At 67.6% G+C, this 21,284-nt stretch carries 22 protein-coding genes; 8 read left to right on the forward strand and 14 right to left on the reverse strand.

Annotation, left to right across the window (positions count from 1 at the left end; genetic code table 11):
• Nucleotides 1-42: 42 nt before the first annotated feature.
• The 3 genes from HNR30_RS44910 (at nt 43) to HNR30_RS44920 (ending at nt 3,048) form a co-directional block, all read left to right on the forward strand.
• Complete coding sequence (locus HNR30_RS44910; protein ID WP_181616351.1) at nt 43-1,077, forward strand: replication-relaxation family protein; 1,035 nt, start codon at nt 43-45, stop codon at nt 1,075-1,077.
• A complete protein-coding gene (locus HNR30_RS44915; RefSeq protein WP_181616352.1) occupies nt 1,074-2,054 on the forward strand; it encodes a C40 family peptidase in 981 nt (326 codons plus the stop codon). Before HNR30_RS44910 ends, HNR30_RS44915 begins: the two co-directional genes overlap by 4 nt.
• A 283-nt stretch (nt 2,055-2,337) precedes the next feature.
• Nucleotides 2,338-3,048 carry a GIY-YIG nuclease family protein gene (locus HNR30_RS44920; protein ID WP_181616353.1) on the forward strand — a complete coding sequence of 237 codons (711 nt, stop codon included), beginning with the start codon at nt 2,338-2,340 and terminating at the stop codon, nt 3,046-3,048.
• Nucleotides 3,049-3,132: 84 nt separating this feature from the next.
• Here the strand turns inward: HNR30_RS44920 and HNR30_RS44925 are convergent, their stop codons facing one another.
• From HNR30_RS44925 to HNR30_RS44955, 7 genes are all read right to left on the reverse strand, one after another.
• The gene (locus tag HNR30_RS44925) at nt 3,133-3,666 is read right to left on the reverse strand and encodes a hypothetical protein (protein ID WP_181616354.1); all 534 of its coding nucleotides are present in this window, start codon (nt 3,664-3,666) and stop codon (nt 3,133-3,135) included.
• Nucleotides 3,663-4,214 (reverse strand): hypothetical protein, encoded by a 552-nt coding sequence (locus HNR30_RS44930; protein ID WP_181616355.1) that lies wholly within the window; start codon nt 4,212-4,214, stop codon nt 3,663-3,665. Before HNR30_RS44930 ends, HNR30_RS44925 begins: the two co-directional genes overlap by 4 nt.
• The gene (locus HNR30_RS44935) at nt 4,211-4,771 is read right to left on the reverse strand and encodes a hypothetical protein (protein ID WP_181616356.1); all 561 of its coding nucleotides are present in this window, start codon (nt 4,769-4,771) and stop codon (nt 4,211-4,213) included. The genes HNR30_RS44930 and HNR30_RS44935 overlap by 4 nt, the downstream gene beginning before the upstream one ends.
• A 74-nt stretch (nt 4,772-4,845) precedes the next feature.
• Nucleotides 4,846-5,421, reverse strand: coding sequence for a hypothetical protein (locus HNR30_RS44940; protein ID WP_181616357.1), 576 nt, complete (start codon nt 5,419-5,421; stop codon nt 4,846-4,848).
• 156 nt (nt 5,422-5,577) lie between these two features.
• Nucleotides 5,578-6,108: a hypothetical protein gene (locus HNR30_RS44945; protein WP_181616358.1), complete on the reverse strand. Its 531-nt coding sequence runs from the start codon at nt 6,106-6,108 to the stop codon at nt 5,578-5,580.
• Nucleotides 6,109-6,343: 235 nt separating this feature from the next.
• A complete protein-coding gene (locus tag HNR30_RS44950; RefSeq protein ID WP_181616359.1) occupies nt 6,344-7,348 on the reverse strand; it encodes a DUF932 domain-containing protein in 1,005 nt (334 codons plus the stop codon).
• A 268-nt stretch (nt 7,349-7,616) separates the two neighbouring features.
• On the reverse strand, nt 7,617-8,903 hold the full coding sequence (locus HNR30_RS44955; RefSeq protein WP_181616360.1) for a MarR family transcriptional regulator: 1,287 nt from the start codon (nt 8,901-8,903) through the stop codon (nt 7,617-7,619).
• 366 nt (nt 8,904-9,269) lie between these two features.
• Between HNR30_RS44955 and HNR30_RS44960 the strand changes: the two genes are divergently transcribed.
• The gene (locus HNR30_RS44960) at nt 9,270-10,694 is read left to right on the forward strand and encodes a hypothetical protein (RefSeq protein ID WP_181616361.1); all 1,425 of its coding nucleotides are present in this window, start codon (nt 9,270-9,272) and stop codon (nt 10,692-10,694) included.
• Nucleotides 10,695-10,870: 176 nt separating this feature from the next.
• Here the strand turns inward: HNR30_RS44960 and HNR30_RS44965 are convergent, their stop codons facing one another.
• Both HNR30_RS44965 and HNR30_RS44970 read right to left on the reverse strand, forming a co-directional pair.
• Nucleotides 10,871-11,140 carry a hypothetical protein gene (locus HNR30_RS44965; RefSeq protein ID WP_181616362.1) on the reverse strand — a complete coding sequence of 90 codons (270 nt, stop codon included), beginning with the start codon at nt 11,138-11,140 and terminating at the stop codon, nt 10,871-10,873.
• Nucleotides 11,141-12,532: 1,392 nt separating this feature from the next.
• Nucleotides 12,533-13,261 carry an ATP-binding protein gene (locus HNR30_RS44970; RefSeq protein WP_181616363.1) on the reverse strand — a complete coding sequence of 243 codons (729 nt, stop codon included), beginning with the start codon at nt 13,259-13,261 and terminating at the stop codon, nt 12,533-12,535.
• Between the two features lie 285 nt (nt 13,262-13,546).
• On the opposite strand from HNR30_RS44970, the gene HNR30_RS44975 reads away from it, so the two are divergent.
• Complete coding sequence (locus HNR30_RS44975; protein ID WP_181616364.1) at nt 13,547-13,936, forward strand: helix-turn-helix domain-containing protein; 390 nt, start codon at nt 13,547-13,549, stop codon at nt 13,934-13,936.
• Between the two features lie 56 nt (nt 13,937-13,992).
• Here HNR30_RS44975 and HNR30_RS44980 read toward each other — a convergent pair whose 3' ends face one another.
• Together HNR30_RS44980 and HNR30_RS44985 are read right to left on the reverse strand one after the other, a co-directional pair.
• On the reverse strand, nt 13,993-15,081 hold the full coding sequence (locus tag HNR30_RS44980; RefSeq protein ID WP_181616365.1) for an AfsR/SARP family transcriptional regulator: 1,089 nt from the start codon (nt 15,079-15,081) through the stop codon (nt 13,993-13,995).
• A gap of 978 nt (nt 15,082-16,059) precedes the next feature.
• The gene (locus HNR30_RS44985; RefSeq protein ID WP_246380282.1) at nt 16,060-16,467 is read right to left on the reverse strand and encodes a GmrSD restriction endonuclease domain-containing protein; all 408 of its coding nucleotides are present in this window, start codon (nt 16,465-16,467) and stop codon (nt 16,060-16,062) included.
• Between the two features lie 488 nt (nt 16,468-16,955).
• Here HNR30_RS44985 and HNR30_RS44990 point away from each other — a divergent pair, with 488 nt between their 5' ends.
• The gene (locus HNR30_RS44990; RefSeq protein WP_181616366.1) at nt 16,956-17,288 is read left to right on the forward strand and encodes a histone-like nucleoid-structuring protein Lsr2; all 333 of its coding nucleotides are present in this window, start codon (nt 16,956-16,958) and stop codon (nt 17,286-17,288) included.
• 204 nt (nt 17,289-17,492) lie between these two features.
• Here HNR30_RS44990 and HNR30_RS47105 read toward each other — a convergent pair whose 3' ends face one another.
• Together HNR30_RS47105 and HNR30_RS47110 are read right to left on the reverse strand one after the other, a co-directional pair.
• Complete coding sequence (locus HNR30_RS47105; RefSeq protein WP_220134725.1) at nt 17,493-17,867, reverse strand: integrase core domain-containing protein; 375 nt, start codon at nt 17,865-17,867, stop codon at nt 17,493-17,495.
• Nucleotides 17,868-17,887: 20 nt separating this feature from the next.
• Nucleotides 17,888-18,562 carry a helix-turn-helix domain-containing protein gene (locus tag HNR30_RS47110; protein WP_220134726.1) on the reverse strand — a complete coding sequence of 225 codons (675 nt, stop codon included), beginning with the start codon at nt 18,560-18,562 and terminating at the stop codon, nt 17,888-17,890.
• A gap of 1,008 nt (nt 18,563-19,570) precedes the next feature.
• Here HNR30_RS47110 and HNR30_RS45000 point away from each other — a divergent pair.
• Both HNR30_RS45000 and HNR30_RS45005 read left to right on the forward strand, forming a co-directional pair.
• Nucleotides 19,571-19,897, forward strand: coding sequence for a hypothetical protein (locus tag HNR30_RS45000; protein WP_181616367.1), 327 nt, complete (start codon nt 19,571-19,573; stop codon nt 19,895-19,897).
• 484 nt (nt 19,898-20,381) lie between these two features.
• Nucleotides 20,382-20,822: a DUF6941 family protein gene (locus HNR30_RS45005; protein ID WP_181616368.1), complete on the forward strand. Its 441-nt coding sequence runs from the start codon at nt 20,382-20,384 to the stop codon at nt 20,820-20,822.
• A 206-nt stretch (nt 20,823-21,028) separates the two neighbouring features.
• Here the strand turns inward: HNR30_RS45005 and HNR30_RS45010 are convergent, their stop codons facing one another.
• On the reverse strand, nt 21,029-21,226 hold the full coding sequence (locus HNR30_RS45010) for an integrase core domain-containing protein (RefSeq protein WP_181616369.1): 198 nt from the start codon (nt 21,224-21,226) through the stop codon (nt 21,029-21,031).
• Between the last annotated feature and the right edge of the window lie 58 nt (nt 21,227-21,284).

Below are 21,284 nucleotides of genomic sequence, written 5' to 3' on the forward strand. Positions count from 1 at the left end.
ACCGACCGTTGTCCACACCCCTACCCGCACGGAGGTTTCGCCATGCCCAAGCCCTGCGACTGCCCACACTCCTGCACGTCGGCCAATCCGCCCGCCGCCCGCAAAGCGACCCGCAAGCTGCCCCAGCCCACCATCCAGCCCATCCCGACATCCCAGCCCCGCCTCGACCGCACCACCCTGCCCGCGCTCGCCGCCCGCCTGACCGAACGCGACTACCAGATCCTCGACCACCTGCACCGCCACCAGGTCCTGACCACCCCCCAGCTCCAGCGCATGTTTTTCGGCATCGTGCAAGCCACCCGAGCCCGCATGACCACCCTGCTCGCGCTCAACGCCGTCGTCTGCTTCCGGCCATGGGCTGGATACGGCGCGGGCTCGGCACCGACCCACTGGGCCCTGGGCAAGGCCGGAGCCCACGTCCTGGCCGTCCGCCGCGAGGTCACCGTCAAAGAACTCGGCTACGACCCCGACACGAAGGTCTCTACCTCCCTCCGGCTCAACCACCTCATCGGCGTCAACGACTTCTTCTCCCGGCTGCACGCCCACGCTCGCCACACACCCACCGCGACCTTGAAGGCGTGGCTGTCAGAAAAGGAATGCGGCAAACAATGGGGCGACCTGGCCCGCCCCGACGCCTACGGCTGCTGGAGCGACAACAACCGACAGATCGACTTCTTCCTCGAACACGACACCGGCACCGAAACCCTCAAACGCGTCGCCGCCAAACTCCTCGCCTACCGCAACCTCGCCGACGCCACCCGCCTCTCCACACCCGTGCTGTTCTGGCTGCCCAACCCCACCCGCGAAACCAACCTGCGCAAACTCCTCGCCACCCACGTCCACGACCATGAGATCCCGGTCGCCACCGCTGTCCACACCACAACCGGAGACGGCCCCGCCGGGCCCTGCTGGCTGCCCGCCCACGCCGAAACCGGACAGCCACGCATGCGGCTGGCCGACCTCGACCAGGGATGGCCCCACCTGACCCTCGGTACCATCCCCGACCAGCCCGACACCGGCGAAGACGAGAACGCCTTCCTCGACCGCATCTTCGGCGAAGAGGAGTCGAGCAGGTGAAGGCCGCCGCGGCCGGCGCCGCCCTCCTGCTCCTCCTCGTTCTGGCGTTTCTCGCAGCTGCTACGAGCATCCTGACCGGCTCCGGCACACCCGGCGGCGTAGCCTGCGCGATCACGCCCGAGGCGGTGAGCAGGACAACGGGCGGGCCGGTCGCGGCATCCCCGACAGTCACTGCCGCGCCCAGCTTGACCTTGGACACAGAGCAGCAGACCCACGCCGCACTCATCGTGCAGATCGCGATGGAACGCGGGCTGCCCGCGCGAGCGGCTGTGATCGCTATCGCGACCGCGTTGCAGGAGTCCAAGCTGCGGAACCTGACCTACGGCCACCTCGACAGCCTCGGCCTGTTCCAGCAACGCCCCTCCCAGGGATGGGGAACGCGCGAGCAGATCCTCGACCCGCGCTACGCCACCGGCACCTTCTACGACCACCTCGTGAGAGTGAAACAGTGGGAGCAGCTCCCCCTCACCCGCGCCGCGCAAGCCGTTCAACGCTCCGGCTTTCCCGACGCCTACGCCCAGTGGGAGCCACTCGCGCAACGCGTGGTAGACGCACTCGCGGGAACCTGCGTCACGATCATCCCCGGCGAACAGGCCGCCGCCGTCATCGCCTACGCCCACGCCCAGCTCGGCAGACCCTACGTCTGGGGAGCCGAAGGCCCCACCAGCTTCGATTGCAGCGGACTCACCATGCGCGCCTACCAAGCCGCCGGAATCTCTATCCCGCGCGTCGCCGCCGACCAGTGGAGATGGGGACCGCCAGTCGCGAACGGGCAAGAGCAGCCCGGCGACCTCGCTTTCTTCCGCATGGAACCAGACGGCCCCGGACACGTCGGCCTCGTCATCGGAGACAGCCAGATGATCCACGCCCCCAACAGCCGCTCCGTCGTCAAAATCGACACCTACCAGCGCGCAGACCTGATCGGGTTCACCCGGCCCGCCGCCCGCGCGACCACCGGCCAACCCGACCCGCGCTGACCCCGCCCACGGCCCCCGGTGACGGCCGGACAGCCATCCGGGCCGGGCGGGCACGAAGCGCCGTACCGGCCGCCGTAGGGCCGTACCGCGCCAACCGCCCGGACCAGGTTGCCAACCCACCCGGCCCCGTCACGGCGTCGGGTGAGCCATACACCCGGTGCCGCATCGACAAAGGTCCGCAGGCGGAAGGCCTTTTTTGTTTCCCGAAACGCGTGATCACGCAGAGCGATGTGACAGATACCGAGCGGGACATCTCCAGTAGCTCCAAGTGAAGGAGACCCCCGTGCCCGCTGCCCGGCTCGCCGCGTTTCCGCTCGTCGTCACCCTCTCCGAATACCCCGACGAGCCGATCAAGATCCGTGCCAGACACAAGGTCGCCGACATGCGCCTCATCGAGCGGCACAATGCCAAGGGCCTGGACAAAGACTGGAACGTGCCCGGCGTCTACATCCTGCTCGACCGACCCGACACCGAAGGGCGATGGGGAGCCTACGTCGGCAAAGCCACCAGCCCCGGCCTGCGTAACCGCGTCCTGCAACAGCTCAAAGCGCGTGACCACTGGTACCGAGCATTGCTCATCCGCTACGCCTCTAACGAGGATGAGAAGCTGAACAGCGCCGAGGCCGGCTGGCTCGAAGGCGAGATCTACCACTGCCTCGACAGCGCCGAAAGCGTCGACCTGCACAACCGCAACCGGCCTCACGACCTCACTCTGTCCATCGACGACGAGGCCAGCCTGCTCGACTACATGATCCCTATCGAGTCGATGCTGCGTGTGATGGGCCACGCGCTCCTGCACCGCAACCTCATCATTACGGACGACACTCAGCTCCGGGCGAGCGCCACAGGCCTCCGCACGCTACGTGAGCGCACCCGGCCTTGCGGCCAGCCCCTCCCCACTCCGACACCCAACGCCGGAAGCCGTGAAAGCACGAGCAGCGCTGGTCGAAGCCGGGTAGCATCCCCCGATTATGAGGGCGAACCTGTGACTTGATGTCTGATCCGGTGGTGAAGGAGGTATGCCCCGGCCAGCGCAATTAGCGTGTGCTGGGCGGGGCATGCCCCCTACATCACCGGATCAGACGTCAGTCCGGCCGCCCTCCTCGTACTCGTCGTCGTAGTCGTCCTCGTCGTGCTCTCCGTACTCGCCTTCCTCTTCGTCGTCGTGGTGGGGTTCCCCGCCGAAAATCCGGCAGGCCCGTTCTTCCTCGGCGGTGAGCACCACCGCGAACAACTCGGTGACTCCGGTGTTCAGGGCCTTGTGGAGGCGGTGCCAGCCGTCGATGATCAGCAGCCCGCCGTTCGGCACCGGGGCCGCGATCAGCGGCTCGGACAGATCCACCCGCGCGGCGTGCTCGATGTTGATCGCGATCAAACCGAGCATGCCCTTCCACGCTGCGGGGTCCAGGCGGCCTCTCGGCACACGGCCCTGGGCGAACTGCTTGGCGGTGGTGATGTCCCATCGCCAGGCCAGGATCTGGAACCATTCCACCTCCGAGCTGTCCACCGGTCCGGGGCCCGGCTTCGTGGTCGTTGCTCCCTCGGAGAGAGCCACCGGCTCGCGCGCGGGGTGGCCGGGGGCGTGTTCGCCGGTGGTCAGGTGGCCGCTCATGCCGTCCCCTCCTGCCCGGCCGAGCCGGAGGCAGACTGTTCGGGCTCGGAGGAGGCCGACGCGAGGGACATCAATTGCTCCAGGAAGGTCCGAGCCGCGTCCCGCCGGATCAAGTCCATCGCCCGGTTGAGGTGAATGAGAGTGAACTCGTGCTCGTCCTCCGGCCCGAGGACGCCGACGGCCAGGGTGATATCCCGCGTGGTGTCGTCCTCGTTGAGGTAGAAGCTGACCAAGGACAGGAACCTGGCCAGCGTCTGTCCCTGGTCACCTCCCGCATACCGCAGGTGCCGCTCGACCAGCACCCACCAGGTCCCCAGCGTCTGCGCGCGCAGTATGTCGTAGAGCTGCTCGGCTGAAGGCTGCTGCCCGAGACGGAGCTTGCGGGCGAGGCCGTCGATGCTGCGCCGCTGTGTCTCGCGGGCCTGCTCGATGAGTGCCTCCACCGACAGAGCCTCGTTCCGTGCGGGCAGGGTAGGGGTGGCCGGGGCGGATTCGCCGAAAGTGGGAGTGGCGGGAGTGTGTTCGCCGGTGGTCGGGTGGCCGTTCATGCCGTCGCCTCCTGCCCGGCCAAGCCGGAGCGAGACTGCTCCTGCTCCGCGGAGGCCGGCGCGAGGGACTTCACCTGCTCCAGGAAGGTCCCCGCCGCGTCCTGCCGGATGAGGGCCATGGCCCGGTCGAGGTGAGCCAAAGCCAGCTCCTGCACGCTCTTGACCCCGAGAACATCGAAGGTGAAAGGCGCCTCGCACGATGCGCGCTCCTCCAGGAACGGGCTGATCCAGGAGACGTACTTGGCCACCACCCCCGCCGGGGTCAGCCCCCGGCCGACGCTGCCGCAGCGGATGTGCCGATCGATCAGCAGCCACCACCCAGCCAGCTTCTGGGAGTGCAGAACGCCGTAGAGCCGCTCGGCGTCCAGCCGCTCGCCTCGGGCGAGCCGGTGGGCGATGTCGTCGGCGTTGCGCAGCCGCATCGTCCGGGCCTGCTCGATGACCGCCTCCATCGACAACACCGGGCTCGGTCCGGCGGGTACGGCGGGTACGGCGGGCACGCTGGGGACATCGGGCGGGGGCGGGACCGCACCGGGAGTCGGGTTGTACTCGGACATGGGAGGGACCTTTCTCGGGGTGGTGGGGCCAGCGCCGGGATGCGCTGGCATGGCCGACTGACCGGGCTGATCGTTCATGGCGTCTGCGCCGTGGTCACGGTCGCGCGGTAGGGGTGAAGGTTGTTGGCGGGCGTGTCGGGGCCTAGCACCTCGGCGTCGTCGCCTGCTCCGGCCGCGTCGCCGGGTTCGGTGGCCAGGTGCCTGGTCAGGAGCTCGCCGGTGGCGGCCAGGAAGTCACGGGCGGCCATTCGGGAGGCGTGAGCCAGCGCGTGATCGAACAACGTGCCCGGCCGTGTGGCTGGGGCCTCGCCGGTCAGGTGGTGGCGGGCCCAGGACCGCACCCGCCGCAGCGCGTGATCCCAAGCCAGCCGTTTGACGGTGACCTGGCCCTCGACCAAGTCCCACCAGGCACGGAAGGTCTGGGCGTAGGTAGCGGCGAACAACTGCTCGCCGCCGAGGAAGTCCCCGTTCTGCAAGGCGGCGGTCGCCTCGGCCGCCGCCGCGTAGTAGCGGTGACGGGCCGTGACGATCTCCTCGGCGGTCAGCTCGCCCAGCGAGCACCCCTCCCCGCCCTCGGCGGAGGTGTCGTTGGTGGCTGGTTCGGCCGCAGGCAGGGGGCCAGGCTGACCGGGCTGGTAGCGGTCTTTCATGGGTCGGGTTCCCTTTCGTCGGGTGAATAGATGACAGGTGCCGGGTGGCAGGAGGCACGGAGTCTTGAGGGGCCGCGCGAGGCTCGGCGGGAAACCCGCGCAGCCGGTGGCGGGGCGGGGCGGGTGGATCCCTGGCGGCGGCGGTCGGCCGGGCGGTCATGGCCGGTACTCCCTGGCCGCCCCGCTCGCCTCGGCCCCGGACCGGTCGCAGCGGACGGCTGGGCCGCCGGACGCGTTGTCAGCCGAAGCGGCAGCTAGGTCGTCGGTCAGCTCATCGGCCAGGTCGTTGGCGGGATGAGCGCCTCGGGCCAGGGGCGGGGTCAGAGCATCGGCGAGTTGCCGGGTCTGGTCGAGGAAGGTCTGGGCGGAGGCGCGGCGGGATTCGGCCATGGCCATCGTGGAGGCCGAGCCGTAGGCACGTACGCGTACCTCGAGCAGGTAGCGGCGCGCTCGCTGGCGAACCGTCAGGATGGCGGTCCCGCCGTCGACTGCCTCCTCGATGCCGTGGGTGAGGTCGGTGACCTCCTGCCACCAGGTCATCAGGTGGTACCGGTCAGCGATTCGGCCCAGGTCGTGATCACCGAGCTTGCCCTCGTCGTCGAGGGAACAGACCGGGGTGAGCGCCTGGCTCAGCTCGTAGCGGGCATCGTTGGCGAACTGGGCTAGCAGGTCTTCGAGTCGACCCATGATGACGATCTCCTTCGCATGGCGGGGGTGTGATGGGCGGGTGTCCGGCGACGGCACGGGGCCGGGTTCCCGGCCCGTGACGTGGCAGGGGCGCGGGGACAGTGCCGGGGTAGCGTCCTAGCGGCTTCCGGACGTCGCCCGGTGTGGCGTTCCGGGCTGCCCGGCGGAGCCGCCCTGTCTGGCGGCGTGGCCTGGTACGGCCCCCGTGCCGGGGCCGTACCGGACGTCGGGTACGTCAGACGGTGGCCAGCAACCGGAACGCCCGGGCCTTGATCTTGGCGTTGTCGTGGTCGTCCAGCAGGGCCCGCTCGGCGCGAACGGTGGCGATGTCACGGCTGCCGAACACCGGGCTCTTGTGATCCAGCCGCTCGGTCACCGCGTTGTAGGCGGCCCAGCGGGTGTTACGGATCGGCTCCTGCGTCGGGGCCTGAGCGAACAGGTACTCCAGCTCCCGCATGGTCAGGTCGTGGTTACGCTTGGCCTGGTCTTTGGCGTCCGCCGGAAGCGGGTGCAACTTCGTGGCGAACTGACGGAACTCCTTGAGGTTCATCGGGACCGCGAGCAGCTTCTCGGCCTCGGCGGCGAAGGCTTCACCGTGCTCCCACGTCAGCTTCAGCGCCTCGCGGGCCTCGGCGATCCGTCCGGCGACGTTGCCGGTATGCCGGACGGTGAACCGGGAGGCGTGGTTGGCCAAAGCGGCCCGTTCGGTGTTCGCACACACCACCCGCACCGGGGTCGCGACTGTGGTGAACGCTCCCCACCCGTCATGCCGGGAGAACGCGGCCAGGTACAGGTCAATCTGATCGAACCCGCCGACCATGAGCGGCTCGGGCAGCCGCATCGTGATGAACACCCGCCGCCCGTTGTTCAGCGAGCCGCCGGTGTCGAAGATCGCCCCCGACTCGTCCACCAGGGTCTGGAGGAAGTCACAGACCTCTTCGTTCTGCAGCGGCTGATACTCCCGCCCGACCCGGCCGAGCCGCTCAGGCTTACCCGTGACCGGGTTGGTGCGCACCATGAGGAAGTCCTCGTCGGTGACCACCGACCCTCCGGTGATCGGGTCGGTCACCTGACCGACCGGCACCTTGCGCACGTTCCACCCGGCCAGGTGCGACCGGGTCAGCAGTTCTCCGGCGGTCATTGGGCCGGGGGCGGTGTAGCCGAGCCCGTGCCAACCGGGCTTCCCGGCGGCGGCGAACCCGGCCGAACCATTGGCGAAGATCTCAATCTCGTGGGCCATGGCATGTTCCCTTTCTGAAACACCGACGTGCGGCGTTGCGGTGCGGGGGTGGTGTGCGGGCATGCGGAACAGACGCGATGCCGCGTGAGATGTTTGTGAGGGGTGGCGGACCGGACCGTGAGGCCCTGGTGCCGTAGCCGTGGGAGCCGTACCGGGCGAGCCGGTGGCGGGCTGTGCGCGGGTGGCGCGGGCGGGGCTGTAGGGGTGTCCCGCCCGCTACCGGACCAGGGGCGGGCGGGCCGGTCAATGCGGCCCGCCCGGCCCCGGCTCAGTGGCCGTTGATGCCGGTTGCCGCACCGTTCCCGGTGTCGGCCGCGTTGGCTGGGACGGGGTTGGCGGGGGCCACGGCGGCGTTGGCCAGGCCGTGGTCGGCGGTCGGGGCGAGGGTGAACCGGCGGGGGCGTTCGGTCGTCGGAATGGCCTCACCGAGCTGAACCAGCCGGTCCAGGGCGTTGGCCACCGCGCCGGACGAACGGCCCCCCAACGCCTTACTGATCTCGTGCGGGGTGAACTCCTTACCGGGGAACGCGATCAGGTGCCCGTGAACCAGTTCCCGCAGTGCGCCCGACCGTGTGCTGCCGCCGATGCCCCCACCGCCACCAGCCCCCGGTACGGCACGAGCCGGGGTGGTGGTGCCGGTCAGCGCCGCCCGTGCGGTGCGGTGCGCGGCGGCGACCTTGGTCATGGCCATTTCCAGGCATCCCAGCGCCATGACGGTGTTCCCGTCCTCCTTCGCGGACAGAATCCCGCTGAACAGCTCGGCCAGCTCCGCCAGCTCGGCACGGGCCCGCTCCCACGCGGGGTCGTCGGCAACGGGCTCAGACTCCGGCTCGTCGACCTCCGGCTCGGCGTCGGCGTTCAGGTCGTCGGCCCCGGCCGTGCCCTGCCCCGTCCCCTCCTCATCGGTCGGCTCGTCCGCCGGGGCAGGGTCGGCCGAACCGACACCGGGCACGGCAACCTCTGCCTCCGGTGCGGGCAACGCGGCGTCATCCGCCTCGTCGTCCGCGATGTCCGTGCCGGTGTCCGGCGCGGACATCGCGACGGGCTCGGCGTCCGACGCTTCAGGGGCCGGGGCCGACGCCTCGGCGGCACCGGTCGGCTCGGCGGGGTCAGCGGGGGTCAGGTACCACCGGTCAGCCGCCCGCCCCTTCGTACTGCCGTCACTCACCCCCGGCTCACGGCGAACGAGCCCCTCGGCCTCCATCTGGTTCAGGACCTTGCCCGCCGCTACCCGGCTCAGCCCCGCCGCCGCACCGATCCCCGTCGCCGACCCACCCGGCAGGGACTCCAACGCCGCCGACACCGCCGCCACCCGCTCGTCCGCGTCCATGGCCAGGTCGGTAGCCGGGATGTCCGGGGTGGCGGCGTCGGGGCTGTCAGGGACCGTCACAGACCCGGCGGCGGGGACGTTGGCCGGGGCATTGGCGGCGGTTTCCATGTCAGCGGTGGCTTTTTCAGTTCCGGTCATTTCCGGGATGTTGATAGCCATTGTTTCGAAGCCCTTTCCGGTCGCATTACCGGCCCCGTCCGGGCCGGTGTTTTTCGTTTGTGTCACGACCATCCCTCGCCAATAACGCGGCTGGCAAGTCGACCGGCCAACAAATATCGTCACCCCAACGGCTGGAGAGGCTGCCCTAACAAAACAATCCCCGATCTGCGAAAACATCTCGCGAGAAGGCAGCCAGTTCAACTTGACATTAGCGGCCGGCCCGACTCTTCACCTATTCCACCGGACGACGGCAGACGATACCCTAATGCCCGAATTTCGACTGTAGAGAATTCGTGAGATTAACGCGCGGCCGGGTTGACATTCATACGGGCGCAGAGCGTCCATGGAATTAGGCGGTAAACACCGCCGGAACGCCGCACCGGAATAACCACCCCGCGCCATTCCGGGGCCCACACGAAAGGGCACACCCGCATGACACCGAACACCACCCCCAAGCCCGTGATCACGGTGGAAGCCGCCCAGCTCCACGGGCTCACCGTCACCGGCCCCGGCCATGCCCTGGTGTGGGACAGACAAGACGTGTTCATCGCCCCCGCCGCCATGGCCGACCACGGCACCCTCCTGGAGATCACCACCTACGAGGAGGCGGCCGCCGCCCTCGACGCCGTCCTTGCCACCGAACCCGGCCGTAGCCTGACGACCGCCTTCGACCGCGTGGCCGAAGGCGTCACCGAAACCGCCCGCACGCGCGTGAAGGAATGGCGGAGCATCGAGTTGCGGATGAGCGTCAGCGGCCCCTACAGCGCCGCCCTACGGCCCTACGGCATCCATCGCGACCAGCTCAGCGACCTCGACCTTTCCAACGGCGACGCCACCACCCGCTACCGCCTGCCCAGCGGGGCCACGGCCACCGTCGCCATGCCCTACTTCCACGACTCCCTCTCATCGATCACCGTCACCCTCAGCGACGCCAACCCCGACGCCACCACTCCCGCCTACGTCGCGACCGTGCCCCGCCGTACCCCACCCGCCGCCGTGGCCGCCCTCATCGTCACCGCCGCCGGACTCACCCCCCACACCACCCGCGTCTATCCCACCCGCAACGCCACCGGCTTCCGCGACGCCCCCAAAACCCACACGATCACCCCTGACCACGTCCGGGCACTCGCCGCCCACGGCCCCGGCTGGACGATCATGTGGAACGACGACCACACCCACCCCGTCATCGCCCGACCCACACGCGGCGACGACGGCCGTCTCATGGAGGTCTGCACCTTCGAGCGCATGTTCGGGCTCGGTGGCGATTGCGACACCTGCGGCGACGACCACACCTGCCCGGCCTGCATGCCGCTCGGGCAACCCGACTTCGAGGTCATCGCCGCCCACATGACCGATATCCTCGGCGACTACCACCAGACCATTGACGACATCGCCGACTACATGCCGAGCACCCTGCCCTACACCCGCGCACTGGCCGAACACGGCTTCCACCGCCGCGCGCAGGGCTACCTCTACCAGGGCAACGCCAACGACCCCGGCGACGACAGCCCCTCTCACGAAGTCTTCGGACAGGACTACCGCTCGCCCGACGGCCACCTCGTCGCACTACACATCCCCGTTGACCCCCATCCCGCCACCGCCCCCGAACCGCCCCTGACGATCCGCTGGACCTACCTCGGCCGCACCGCCCCTGGCGACACCTACCCCACCACCGACCTTCCCGTCGAAACCCCGCCCGCCGACGTCGCCGAACTGATTCGTGCCCACCTCCTCTTCCACCCGCCCGCCCCCGCAGCACCGGACCGGACCACCGACCGCACAGACGCCACGGGCGCCATGGGCGGCACGGACCGCGCGGACCGCGCGGATGCCGCCGCCACAGGCACCACCGCGTAATCCCCGCCCCTGGACCCCCACGGGCCCCGGTAACCGCCCCACGGACGGCTACCGGGGCCCTGCGCATGCCCACCCGGTCAGCCGACACCGGGACCCAGCACACGCCTATCCGGACACGCCAACAGCCCCGGTGCCGCCTTACGGCGGCACCGGGGCCATTGCCACACCCGACCCGGTCAGACCGCGTCGGCGAACCCGTACCCGGTCGCGTCATCCAACGCCGCCAACCCCAAACACCCCCACCCGCACGGCTCGCCCGGCCCCGCATCACACCCCCCACACCCCCGCGCCGGGTCGGCCGGACGGAAGATGTCGACCACCCCGGCGGGCAACGCCGCCGGGTCGGCCACGTACCGGGCCGGGTTCAGCACCACATCCGTAGGCCGGACATCCGCCGTCGCTACCGCCATGAACTCGCCGTCAAAGTCACCCGTGGTGTTCGCCATTTCCGCCCGCCCTTTCTGCTTTCTCGCTGACATTCTTATTTTATCTCGATAACACCGCCGAACATAGCGGCCGGAATCTTTTCTCGCGCGTAAAAGGTAAAGTCTTCCGGGGTTTCTCGGGCCGCCCGTCAACGCCGCATCCGACCGGCCATCCCGGCACCCGGCGAGGCTGAGGCGAAGGCACTGCTCGGCGCTCGACCCGAGGTCACCGCAGAGGCCGGCCGTGGAAAGGCCGCAGCCGATAGCACTCCTGTCAAGACAGAGAAGAGGTGCAGACACAGGGACAGAAGAAGCGAGAACAAGCAACAGAGCCAGCCACGAGAACACGCGCACACATATTCAAAGGAGTCGTCCTTAGACGAGTCGGGCCGTCCACCGCTATGCCCGAAACTGGCGTGACCTGCAAAACCAGCCACCGCAGGGGGTAGTGGTCTTAACCGCGCACCGGAACGCTACCCCCATTTCCAATACCGACATCTGCCCCCAATTTCCCATCCTCTGGGGACGAGAGCCCGACCGGACCTGGAGGAGTTGCGGTGGGGTGCGGTGGGTTCGCCTCGTCCCCAACACGAGGCGGACCCACCACCCGAAACCACCCGCCCAACCGTCCCGCAGCGCACGGCGGGCGGGCGGACCGGTATCAACACCCACCTCCGCCCCCGGTGTCAAGCCCGCCCCGCGATCACAACCAGGCCATCGGCCCGGGCCCTCAGGTAGCGATCGCAGCAGCCACCGTCGAGGACCTTGACCTGCTACGACGATGACGAGGACCATCTGCTCCCGGCGAGAGGGGCCTCGAACGGGCTGACCGGCGGCCCCACGGCCACCACCTACCCGGCCACAACCCCACACGGCCCGCGTCCGCGCCTGCAACCGCCCACGTACCTGTCATCGACCGTTGCGCCGCCAACGCCCCCATCGGGGGATCATCGGACGTCCCCGGGCCGCTCAGCCCCGCCCCGCCATCATCGGCCATACCCGACACGGCCCTCGGCCCCGACGCCGCCGACAGCGGCGTGCTCGCCTTCGCCCAGCTCAGTCCAGGCTCCTCTTGAAGCAGCCCGGCCAACGTCGGCAGCGGCATCAGCCGCGGCTCCGGCACACGACACTCAACCGGGCAGGCCGAGGCCGTGCTGGGCACCGGACAGGCCGGCTTAGCCAGGACCGGCTCGGCCGGGACCAGCTCGGCCGACTCCGCCGGGCGGGTTGGCAGCGCGCGACCTAGCTCGTACGGGCCGGTCGCGCTGATCACTATCCGCTTGCCGTGCAGCGCCAGCCACCGGTAGCGCACCACCAGGAAGGCCCAGTCAGGCCAGCTCCGGCGCAGCTCCGCCAGCGCTTGCCGAGCCCACGGCTCCTGCCCGTACGCGGACACCTGGCCCGCCTTCTGCCTCAGCTCGCCTCCCGCAGACGCATCGAAGGGTCCAAGCAGACTCCCTCCTCCTGGCGACCGCAATCAGGCTCGTCGGGGACCGGCAGCTCCAGGGCGCTGCTCGACTCCGACCCGTCCACATCATGCTCGCCCGGGTCACCCGCAGCCGTGCTGGCCGAAGCTGGTCCCGTCGCTGTCTCGGCCAAGGCAAGCTCCGCCCAGACCGCATGCCCGGTCACCGTGTTCCCCGCCGCTCCGGTCCGGACTGCGAGCGCGGCCACCCCGGATAGACCCCGCCCCTCCTCAACCGCTTCCGACAACGCGCCGGGCGTGGGCGAGGATTCCGGGATGGTGCCGCCGCCCAGGTCATAGACCACGATCCGCGCGCGATCCATCCCGAGCAGCACCTCCACCACGAAGATGCCGCCCGCCCGGCCCGAACGCGAATGCCGCAGCGCGTTGCTGACCAGCTCAGCCGTCACCCACGCCGCATCCTCTGCCCGCCCGGTATCAGTTAGAAGCTGGCCCACCATCCGGCGAGCAATCGCCGACTGATCGCCCCGCCCGGGGAAGGCCCGACGCCACGCCATCCCGCCCCACACCTGCGCCGAGCGCAGCGTCGACATCACCAGCCCCGGCGCCAGATCCGGGAACCGCTCCACCGCAGGCTCCCGCGGAACGACAACGGCCGGAGGAAGGAAGGCATCAGCCAGCTCAGCCAGGCTCAGGTGCTGCGTCCGGATGTCCATGCGAAGCCCTTTCGTGTCCGCACCCCGGCCCGATGCCGGGAGCGGCCAGCACGATCACCCACCTCCCCGCCCGAATCACACCCCCAAACCCGCCGCCCCACCTCCACACGGCCCCGGCCTGCGACAACACCACCACCACGCCGCCATCCCCGCCACCACCCGCACATCGACCACCCCACACCCAGACTTGAGCCCCTCCCACAAGGCCGCCTACCGTCCCCCAACCCCGAACCCCACAGGGACCCGCCGCACACCCCGCGCGCCAACACAAAGGGACACCAGGCCATGTCCGGCACCGGATACCAGACCCTGCTCGACTGCCGCCGCCGCAGCCGATACCTGCGTCAGCACGGCTTCACCCTCGACCAGATCACCGTCATCCTCGCCCTGGACCACCCCGCCACCCCACTGCGCCTCTACCGCTACGCGACCGGCCTCACCGCGGCGCAGGCAGTCGAAGCCTTCCACCGACTCGCCGGAACCACCGGCGCTGGACTGCGCGAGTCCCGCCTGTATGACTACGAGAACTGGCCGCAGGCAGGCCGGCGACCCTCCGCCTCCACGCTCTGCCTCCTGGCCCGCGTCTACGGCACCCACCCCGCGAACCTGCTCACCGCCGAGACGCTGGCAACCTATCCCCTGCGAGACCAGCGCACCCTACGCGACGAAGGGTGAGGCCCCTGGCAGACGCCGACAGGACCTCACCCTTCGCTACTCCTGCCGCGGGCCTGTCAGCGAAGGAGTCGCTCATACACCTGCCGGGCCTGGACGCTCGGCAGCGCATCGATCTCCGCCAGGCGCTCGGTCAACAGCGCGAACGAGCGCCGCACCGCAGGCAGACGACCAAGCTCTGCCTGGATCGTCATCAACTGACACCACAGCACCTCGGCGAGCGGGTCGATCCGGTCAACCGCGTGCCGCAGCACATCCACCGCCAGGCCCGGATCATCCGGGCGCGCCAGCTCGGCCAGCCGCTCGGCCGCGTCGACCGCCTGCCGTTGAACCGCCTGGCGTACCGGAAGGACCCACAGATCGTCACGACCGGCCAGCAACGGACCCCGATACAGGGTCAGCGCCTCATGCAACGCCGTCTCTCGGGCAACGTTCTCGCGCGCGGTGGAGGCGCGCTGGCATGCCTCGCCGAAACGCCAGAAGTCCACATCGAATGACGCCGCCGGCAGCAACCGCCGCTCTCCGGACTTCAACACGAACCGCACACCAGTTGCGCAGCCAGTCGCGTGCCGCATTGCCTGGTTGATTTCCCGCACCGCCGATTCCAACCGGCGCCCGCCCCGCTCACCGTCGCCCGGCCACAGCGCTTCCACGATGCCCTCAGCCGACACCCCGTCCCGCGACACCGACAACAGAGCGAACAGATCCCGCGCCTCCGCTCGACCAAAGGCCACCGCCTTCCCCGCCGCGGTCAGCTTCGGCACGCCGAACACCTCGACCTTGGTCTTTCCCACTACGGCCACGAAGCCCGAACCGAGGGCCTCGGGGGCCGCAGCTGCTGCCGCGACTGCGGCTGCTGGAACAGGCTCTCCAGGCCGCTCGCTCTGTGGCTTGGGGTCAGGCGCGTCCGGCTTCAGCCTCTCCGCGTCACTGGACGATCTGACCTTGACAGGCTCGGCTGTGGGAGCCTGCGTGCCGGCAGTCATCATGATCGGAAAAGAGGCGCCCTCACCGGGGGCACCTCGATGCAGACCATCTCCGCCCGCAGCACGGCCGCTGTGGCGGATGTCCCGGCCGGCCAGCCCGAGCCGGAACCGCACCCAAGAGATAAGTACACCGGCCAGCACCATCACCATCAGACCGAACACCAGCGCGGTCTTCCATGGCCCGGTCACATCGGAGCGAGGCCCGGCACCAGGACGCCCCGCCCCAGCACTCGGCGAACCGGCAGGTGAAGGAACGGAACTCGATGAGGACGACGAAGGAGGCGGCGACGCCCGGCCCGGGGTAGACACCACCGGCGGTGACGGCGTCGCTTTCACCTCATGCTGCGGATCATCCGGCCCGCGGGTTTGGTGATCTCCTGTCAGAGCCGTCCCCTGCGCGGGCTTCATGTTGTCTTCGGGCGTAGCTGGTGGTTCGTTGCTCGTGGTTGGTGTTCCCGGCTGCTTGACCTCAGAGACGGCACCGCCCGACTCCGACATCTTCGGCGGGCGTGGTGCGGGCGGCTCCCTTAGCGGCTGGCGCCGCGACTCCTCCAACCGCGCCCCCAGATCCGGAACCCGTCCCGCATCAACGTCGCTGTTAACGGATGCACACCATTGATCGATGTCGTAAATCTCCCGAGCCTGATCTGACACAGGCGGGCAATAAGGCTCCATTTTGGCTGCAGCGGCGGTTGATGAACCTGCCGCGAGCAGGAGCGTCACTACGAAAGCTGGACGTGAAAGCGGAACCCACAGTCCGATTCCGCCAACTATTCCAGCTTTTGAAGAATTCTCCCGAATCATCAGAATACCTCCGGAGGGGCCAATAAATACACCTCCGAACTACCATGTAAGCATTCTAGCTAGACCCCTAAAAGTGAACACAAATAACAAAGCACAGCTAGCCATAGCCTTCACGTGGTCGGCCCGAACGTGACCCCGCCTTCCGCCGGAGGCACCACTCCTTGCGACAACGACTTCGACCCCGGCTCTCACTGAGGCGCATCAGCAAGTGCGGCGGTCGAAGGCAGGAAGTGCAGAGCGCGGAGCCAGCGTTCGGCGCCCCTCACAGTCCACTCGAGGACCGCCGCGTGGACGATGGGCAGGCTCCCTGCTCCCAACCTGGTAGCAGCGAGCAAGTCAGGTGCAGGTATCCAGCATGGCCTGCTGGGCGCTCTTCTCGCTGGCCTGCTGGGTGAGCCGCCAGTCGTACTTCACGCTGATCCAGGAGCGGGCGTAGATGCACCAGAAGGACACCAGCGGCGGCTTCCAGACGCTCGACTCTTTGTCACCTTTAGTCTGGTTGACGCTATCCGTGACCGCCCACAGCTGGCTGTCGGTGAGGCTGTTGGCGAATTGTCTCCTCTTGGACGGTAACCACGCGTGCGCACCCGACCGCCACGCCTCCGCGAGCGCCACCATATGGTCAATATCGACATCTGATGCTCGCGTCCATTCGCCGCCGTCGTACGGGCTGCGTAACGTATCTGATACCGCGGCGCATGACGCATTGGTGGCCACGTTCTCGCCATCGCGCTTGAGCACCACCTCGCGGGCATTACACAGCCGCAGACCGAGTCCCAATGCGGGAAGAGATCCCTGTCGTAGCCGCTCGCGTTGACCTCTGGAGCAACTATCAGGCCAGCAAGTTGGCCAGTCGGCACCACCACTGTCGGGATGTCTGGTGGCGTCGCCGCCATCGGAGTGGGGGCCGGGACAACGACCAAAGCGGCCACAGTCGAAGCTGCGATGCCAGCAAAAACGCATGGGCAGTCCCTTCGCCCCACGCTCGTCCGGCATCTTGCCGGTCACTGACGAGCCCGGGGCAGAAGCAAGATCTCAAGGCTAGGAGGTCAGCGCAGGCAACTGCTCAATTCCCGTATGGCTGGCCCAGCACAAGCAGGTGAAGCCGGGATGGGTGAGTAAAGCCGACGAAATGGCTGGCAGTCATGGGAGCAGAATGGTTTCGCCCCACGCCCTGCCAGACCCGGGGCTTCGCTGCCCGCTATGCTTCAGATCATCAAGAGAGGTGAAGAATGGCTAAGCAGATACAGACGATCTTCATTGATGACATAGACGGCGGCGCCGCTGACGGTACCGTCCCCTTCGCCCTGGATGGCGTTAATTACGAGATTGACCTGTCCGGGGCCAACCGGGAGAAGCTTGAGAAGATCCTCGCGCCCTATATCACGAAGGCTCGGCCCGTTAGGAGCGAGCGCAGAGGGAAGCGCGTGACGCTTACTCGAGGTGGCCCGGACCGGGCCTACACGAAGCGGATCCGCGAGTGGGCCAAGCGTGAGGGGCTTCAAGTGAGCGAGCGCGGTCGCATTGCCAGCGGCATCGTCGAGCAGTACGAGGCCTCTCACTAAGGCCCTGCCGCGGCGTGGCCCGGGCTTGCCTGTCGGGACCACGACTGAGCGTGAACGGCAGACCCCTCTCAGCACCGGCACTGCGCCTGCCGAAAACTACGTCCATGCAGCTCAAGCGGCATGTGAATATTCGTGTAGGATCCCGCGGAGCCTGTGGGGCTCAAAAATAGGATTCGGTGTCTGACCTGCTGGTTCTTGGTGGCTTCAGTTGGCGATCTGGTACTCGTTGATGAGGCCGCCGAGGATGGTTCTGTGGTGGATCCGATGGCTGGCCAGATCGACTGGCGGTGGCGGGCCGGTTTCAGCTTGGGATGGGCTCAACTGCCCGAGGCCGCGGTGGGGCCGGGCCCTGTGGTAGTGCTCCAAGTACTGGGTGAGGGTTCGGCGCAGGTGTTGCTCGTTGAGGATGAGCGTGCGGTCGAGAAGTTCGCGGCGTAGGGTGCCGATCATCCTTTCGCAGTGTGCGTTGGCTTTCGGGGCTTGTGGCGGGCTCTTGAGGACGCGCAGGCCCGCGTCGGCGAAGACCGTGTCGAAGGCATCGGTGAACTGGCCGGTGCGGTCGCGGATCAGGAACTTCATGTTTGTCGTGTCGGTGTCCATCAGGACGTTGCGGGCAGCCTGGGTGGTCCATTCGCCCGTGGGGTTGGCGGTGACACCGAGCAGGTGGGTACGACGGCTGCGGTGTTCGAGCAGGACCAGGCGTAGATGCGTTTGAGGTTGATGGTGTCGACGTGCAGGAAATCGACGGCCACGATGTGTTCGGCTTGGGCGGTCAGGAATTGCTTCCACGTTGGTCCGCTGCGGCGCGGGGCGGGGTCGATCCCGGCCCGCTTCAGGATGTTCCACACGGTCGAAGCGGCGACCGTGTGGCCGAGGCGGGTCAGTTCGCCGTGGATCCGCCGGTGGCCCCAGGTGGGATTGTCGGCGGCCATGCGCAGCACCAGAGCCTTGACCGCAGCAGCGGTGGGCGGCCTCCCGGGACGACGCCGCTGGCTGTGGTCCCACTTGTTCGTCACGAGCTTGCGGTGCCAGGTCAGCAAGGTAGCCGGGGAGATCGAGAAGATCTTCGCCCAGCGGCGCCAGGGTATCAGAGACGAGAGCGCCGCCAGCCACAGGCGATCGGCGGGCTCATAGCGCACCCGTCGGACCTGACGGCGCAGAACCGCGTTCTCGTGCCTGAGCACCAGCACTTCCGCCTCCTTGGAGACGTCACTGCGAAACAACAGGGCGGGCACAGACAGCAAACGTCGAGCGACGGCGTACACCGTGGACAAGAGCACGAACGATGTTCCCAGGCAACCCGAACCAGTCGACCACTGCCCCAGGAACACCCAACCCGACCAGGAGGGACCCCGACGTTGACGACGAATCGTTTTCTTGAGCCCCACAGGGTAGACACCGTCGCGCAGCGCGGGACGTTCGCGAAGCTGCAAAGGGACTGGCCCAACTCCTGAGTGCGGAGGAGAAGTAGAGGTGCTCCCTGCTGACAAGATCGAGATCCGTGGCGCCTGAGGCGCGAGAAGTGACCTGAGGGCTGGGGTGCGAGGCCCACTCAGCTTGGTGATGAGAAGCGCCTGTCACTGTTTAGCAGTCGGCAATTGTCGGAGTAGCGAACGTAAACGTTCTTGGTCGTCCAAGCCCGCTTCTGGGAGCTTCTCGCGGGCGATACTGAAGCTGCGCGCTTGAAGTTATCCACAAAATGCTGCTCGGCCGGGCGTACGACGGCCCAGCGGCGACATCCTTCCGTTCCACCAACCCTCACCCGGAACGGACATCCCGGAGGTCGTCATGTCGAGCGCTGCCCGCACCACCCTTGAACTCAGCATCGCCCTGAACGTCGCCCTAGCCGCTGGGATCGTCGCAGCCCTGCTCGGGCTGGCACCAGCCGTCGTCCTGGCCGCTGGAGCCACAACCCTCGTCACCGCCTACGGATTCGTCACCAAGGTCTTGGATCGCGGCTCGGATCGCCCTTCCGGGTCTCAGACGATGCCTTGAAGCCTCGGTGGTTGCGCGTTGGGGGCCGATCCGGCCTATCGCGGAGGAGCGGCAGCCCCCGGTGCGCGATGTAACGTCACGCTCAACCTTCCCGGTATTTCAGGGTACGAGCGGGCTGGCCTATGACAAGGTTACTCTTTCCACCCCGCTACAGCCCCCCTGCCCTACCGGGAGGTACAGTTTTGACTGTACACAGCGACTGCGTGAAGTGCGGGAGGGCGTGCTACCGGGATGGGCCAGTCATGGCCATAGAAGCTGCTCGAGACCGTGAGGGAGATCAGCCGGCCGTGTCTTTTTTGCTTGGCTTCGCCGACTCCAAGTCGAAGAAGAAGCGGCGGATTGCGGCCGACGTAGAAGCCCTCTTCGAGGACTGGTCCACGGGTGTCGTTCTTGAGCCGAAAACTCGTCAGCGCCACCTGGAAGGTGATCTCTGGGAGGTGAAGACTCCAGATGTCCGACTGCCCTACTACGAGGTCGTCGATCCAGATCACGGGAGGCTTGCCCGACTCACTCATGGCTTCCTCAAAGACTTTGGGAGGACCATAGATGGGAAATGTCCTCCGAAGCAGATCCGCAAAGGGCTTTACATGATGAAGGAGGACAAGCTGTGCTAGGTGCGCTGTACGAACGTCTTGCCGCTCAGCCTGACGGCCTCCGGCTGCTTGCGGCGGCACGGCTTCGCCGCAAGGTCATCAAGGTCCTTCACCGATCTCTTGAGCTCTCCGGCCTATCGCAGAGCGATCTGGGGAAGAGGCTTGGTCGCCGCCGGTCGGCGGTGAACCAGGTGTTCAAGGGGGATGGAAACGTCCGCGTTGAGACCCTGGCGGAATATCTGTATGAGATGGGTTTCGAGCTAGACCTACAACTGGTGCCTGCTGGAGAGCTACGCAGAGCTGCGCTGGAGCAGCGCGAGGCGAGGCCGATGCCTGCGAGGGAAGTTCGCACCACTCCACCGGTGGTAGTCGACGTAGTCTGGCGGCAGCCGTTGGAGGCCCCACCCAGAATCGCCGTTCAGTCTCAGAAAGATCTAGGACTGGCTGCTTTCAGGCCGCAGACCACCAGCCCATCCACCGCACTTCGCTTGGGGATGGTTGGGTGATGGAGGCATTCCTCGTTCTGGCTGATGCCGTAAGTGCGGATCCGGCCGCGGGAAAGATCAACATGCTGGGGGCAGGTTGGTCGATCATCGGTCCACAGTCTCAGGCATCTGGCATTTCATGCTTTATCCGAATGCCATGGGATGAAGCGCAAGATCAGGTCCAGTTCACTCTGCGCCTGGAGCATTCCTCTGGGAGCCCGTTTCTGCCGTTCCGAGACAGGGATGACCAACTCAAAATTGGTGGCTCTTTCGCAGTCCCAGACCTTGCCGAGATCGACGAGGTCGGGAAGAGCGTTCCGTTCAATGTCGCCTTCGCGCTTCCGATCCCTCCGCTGCCTCTCCAGACCGGACACATCTACCGATGGGTCATGGAGGTCAACGGAGAAGATGCCGCTTCGGTCGAGTTCGCGGTCCGTCCCGAATCCCCGGCGGATGAGTAAGTGGCAAGCTGCCTACGCCTCTCCACGGCCTGAGGCGTCGCGGTGCCTGCCCGCACCCCGACGACCAGGGGCACGCCTAGCGACCTTGGGGAGGCCTGGCCGCTGGGTGCTCCCCTGCGCAAGGACACCCCGCAGCCAGGCCTAAGGCTGCCTGTACCGCTTCAAAACTCGTACACACGGTTTGAGCTGGTGTTTCTTCGGGTTGGTCAGGCGGCTCGGTGGTACTCGATGATGGCTCCGCTGAGCACCGTTCGGCGCTGAATCTGGCCTTCCATCGGGACAACAACGTGCTCGTCTTGATCGGGTGGGCGTTGTTGGCGGGACTGGTGCGGGCGATGGTTGTTGTAGGGCTGGGTGTACTCCTCCAGGATTGATCGCAGGTGACGTTCGTCGTAGATCAGCATCCGGTGCATTCGGCTCGGACGGTGCGCACGGCGGATTCGCATGATCATCGCAACACGC

This window comes from Nonomuraea soli (genome assembly GCF_013761175.1).
Lineage (GTDB): Bacteria > Actinomycetota > Actinomycetes > Streptosporangiales > Streptosporangiaceae > Nonomuraea > Nonomuraea soli.

Bases quoted from the DNA above. Each gene is read 5' to 3' on its own strand.
- HNR30_RS44910 (WP_181616351.1), top strand. From the start codon at position 43: ATGCCCAAGCCCTGCGACTGCCCACACTCCTGCACGTCGGCCAATCCG.
- HNR30_RS44925 (WP_181616354.1), bottom strand. From the start codon at position 3,666: ATGAGCGGCCACCTGACCACCGGCGAACACGCCCCCGGCCACCCCGCG.
- HNR30_RS44930 (WP_181616355.1), bottom strand. From the start codon at position 4,214: ATGAACGGCCACCCGACCACCGGCGAACACACTCCCGCCACTCCCACT.
- HNR30_RS44935 (WP_181616356.1), bottom strand. From the start codon at position 4,771: ATGTCCGAGTACAACCCGACTCCCGGTGCGGTCCCGCCCCCGCCCGAT.
- HNR30_RS44940 (WP_181616357.1), bottom strand. From the start codon at position 5,421: ATGAAAGACCGCTACCAGCCCGGTCAGCCTGGCCCCCTGCCTGCGGCC.
- HNR30_RS44945 (WP_181616358.1), bottom strand. From the start codon at position 6,108: ATGGGTCGACTCGAAGACCTGCTAGCCCAGTTCGCCAACGATGCCCGC.
- HNR30_RS44950 (WP_181616359.1), bottom strand. From the start codon at position 7,348: ATGGCCCACGAGATTGAGATCTTCGCCAATGGTTCGGCCGGGTTCGCC.
- HNR30_RS44960 (WP_181616361.1), top strand. From the start codon at position 9,270: ATGACACCGAACACCACCCCCAAGCCCGTGATCACGGTGGAAGCCGCC.
- HNR30_RS44965 (WP_181616362.1), bottom strand. From the start codon at position 11,140: ATGGCGAACACCACGGGTGACTTTGACGGCGAGTTCATGGCGGTAGCG.
- HNR30_RS44970 (WP_181616363.1), bottom strand. From the start codon at position 13,261: ATGGACATCCGGACGCAGCACCTGAGCCTGGCTGAGCTGGCTGATGCC.
- HNR30_RS44975 (WP_181616364.1), top strand. From the start codon at position 13,547: ATGTCCGGCACCGGATACCAGACCCTGCTCGACTGCCGCCGCCGCAGC.
- HNR30_RS44990 (WP_181616366.1), top strand. From the start codon at position 16,956: ATGGCTAAGCAGATACAGACGATCTTCATTGATGACATAGACGGCGGC.
- HNR30_RS47105 (WP_220134725.1), bottom strand. From the start codon at position 17,867: ATGAAGTTCCTGATCCGCGACCGCACCGGCCAGTTCACCGATGCCTTC.
- HNR30_RS45005 (WP_181616368.1), top strand. From the start codon at position 20,382: ATGGAGGCATTCCTCGTTCTGGCTGATGCCGTAAGTGCGGATCCGGCC.
- HNR30_RS45010 (WP_181616369.1), bottom strand. From the start codon at position 21,226: ATGCTGATCTACGACGAACGTCACCTGCGATCAATCCTGGAGGAGTAC.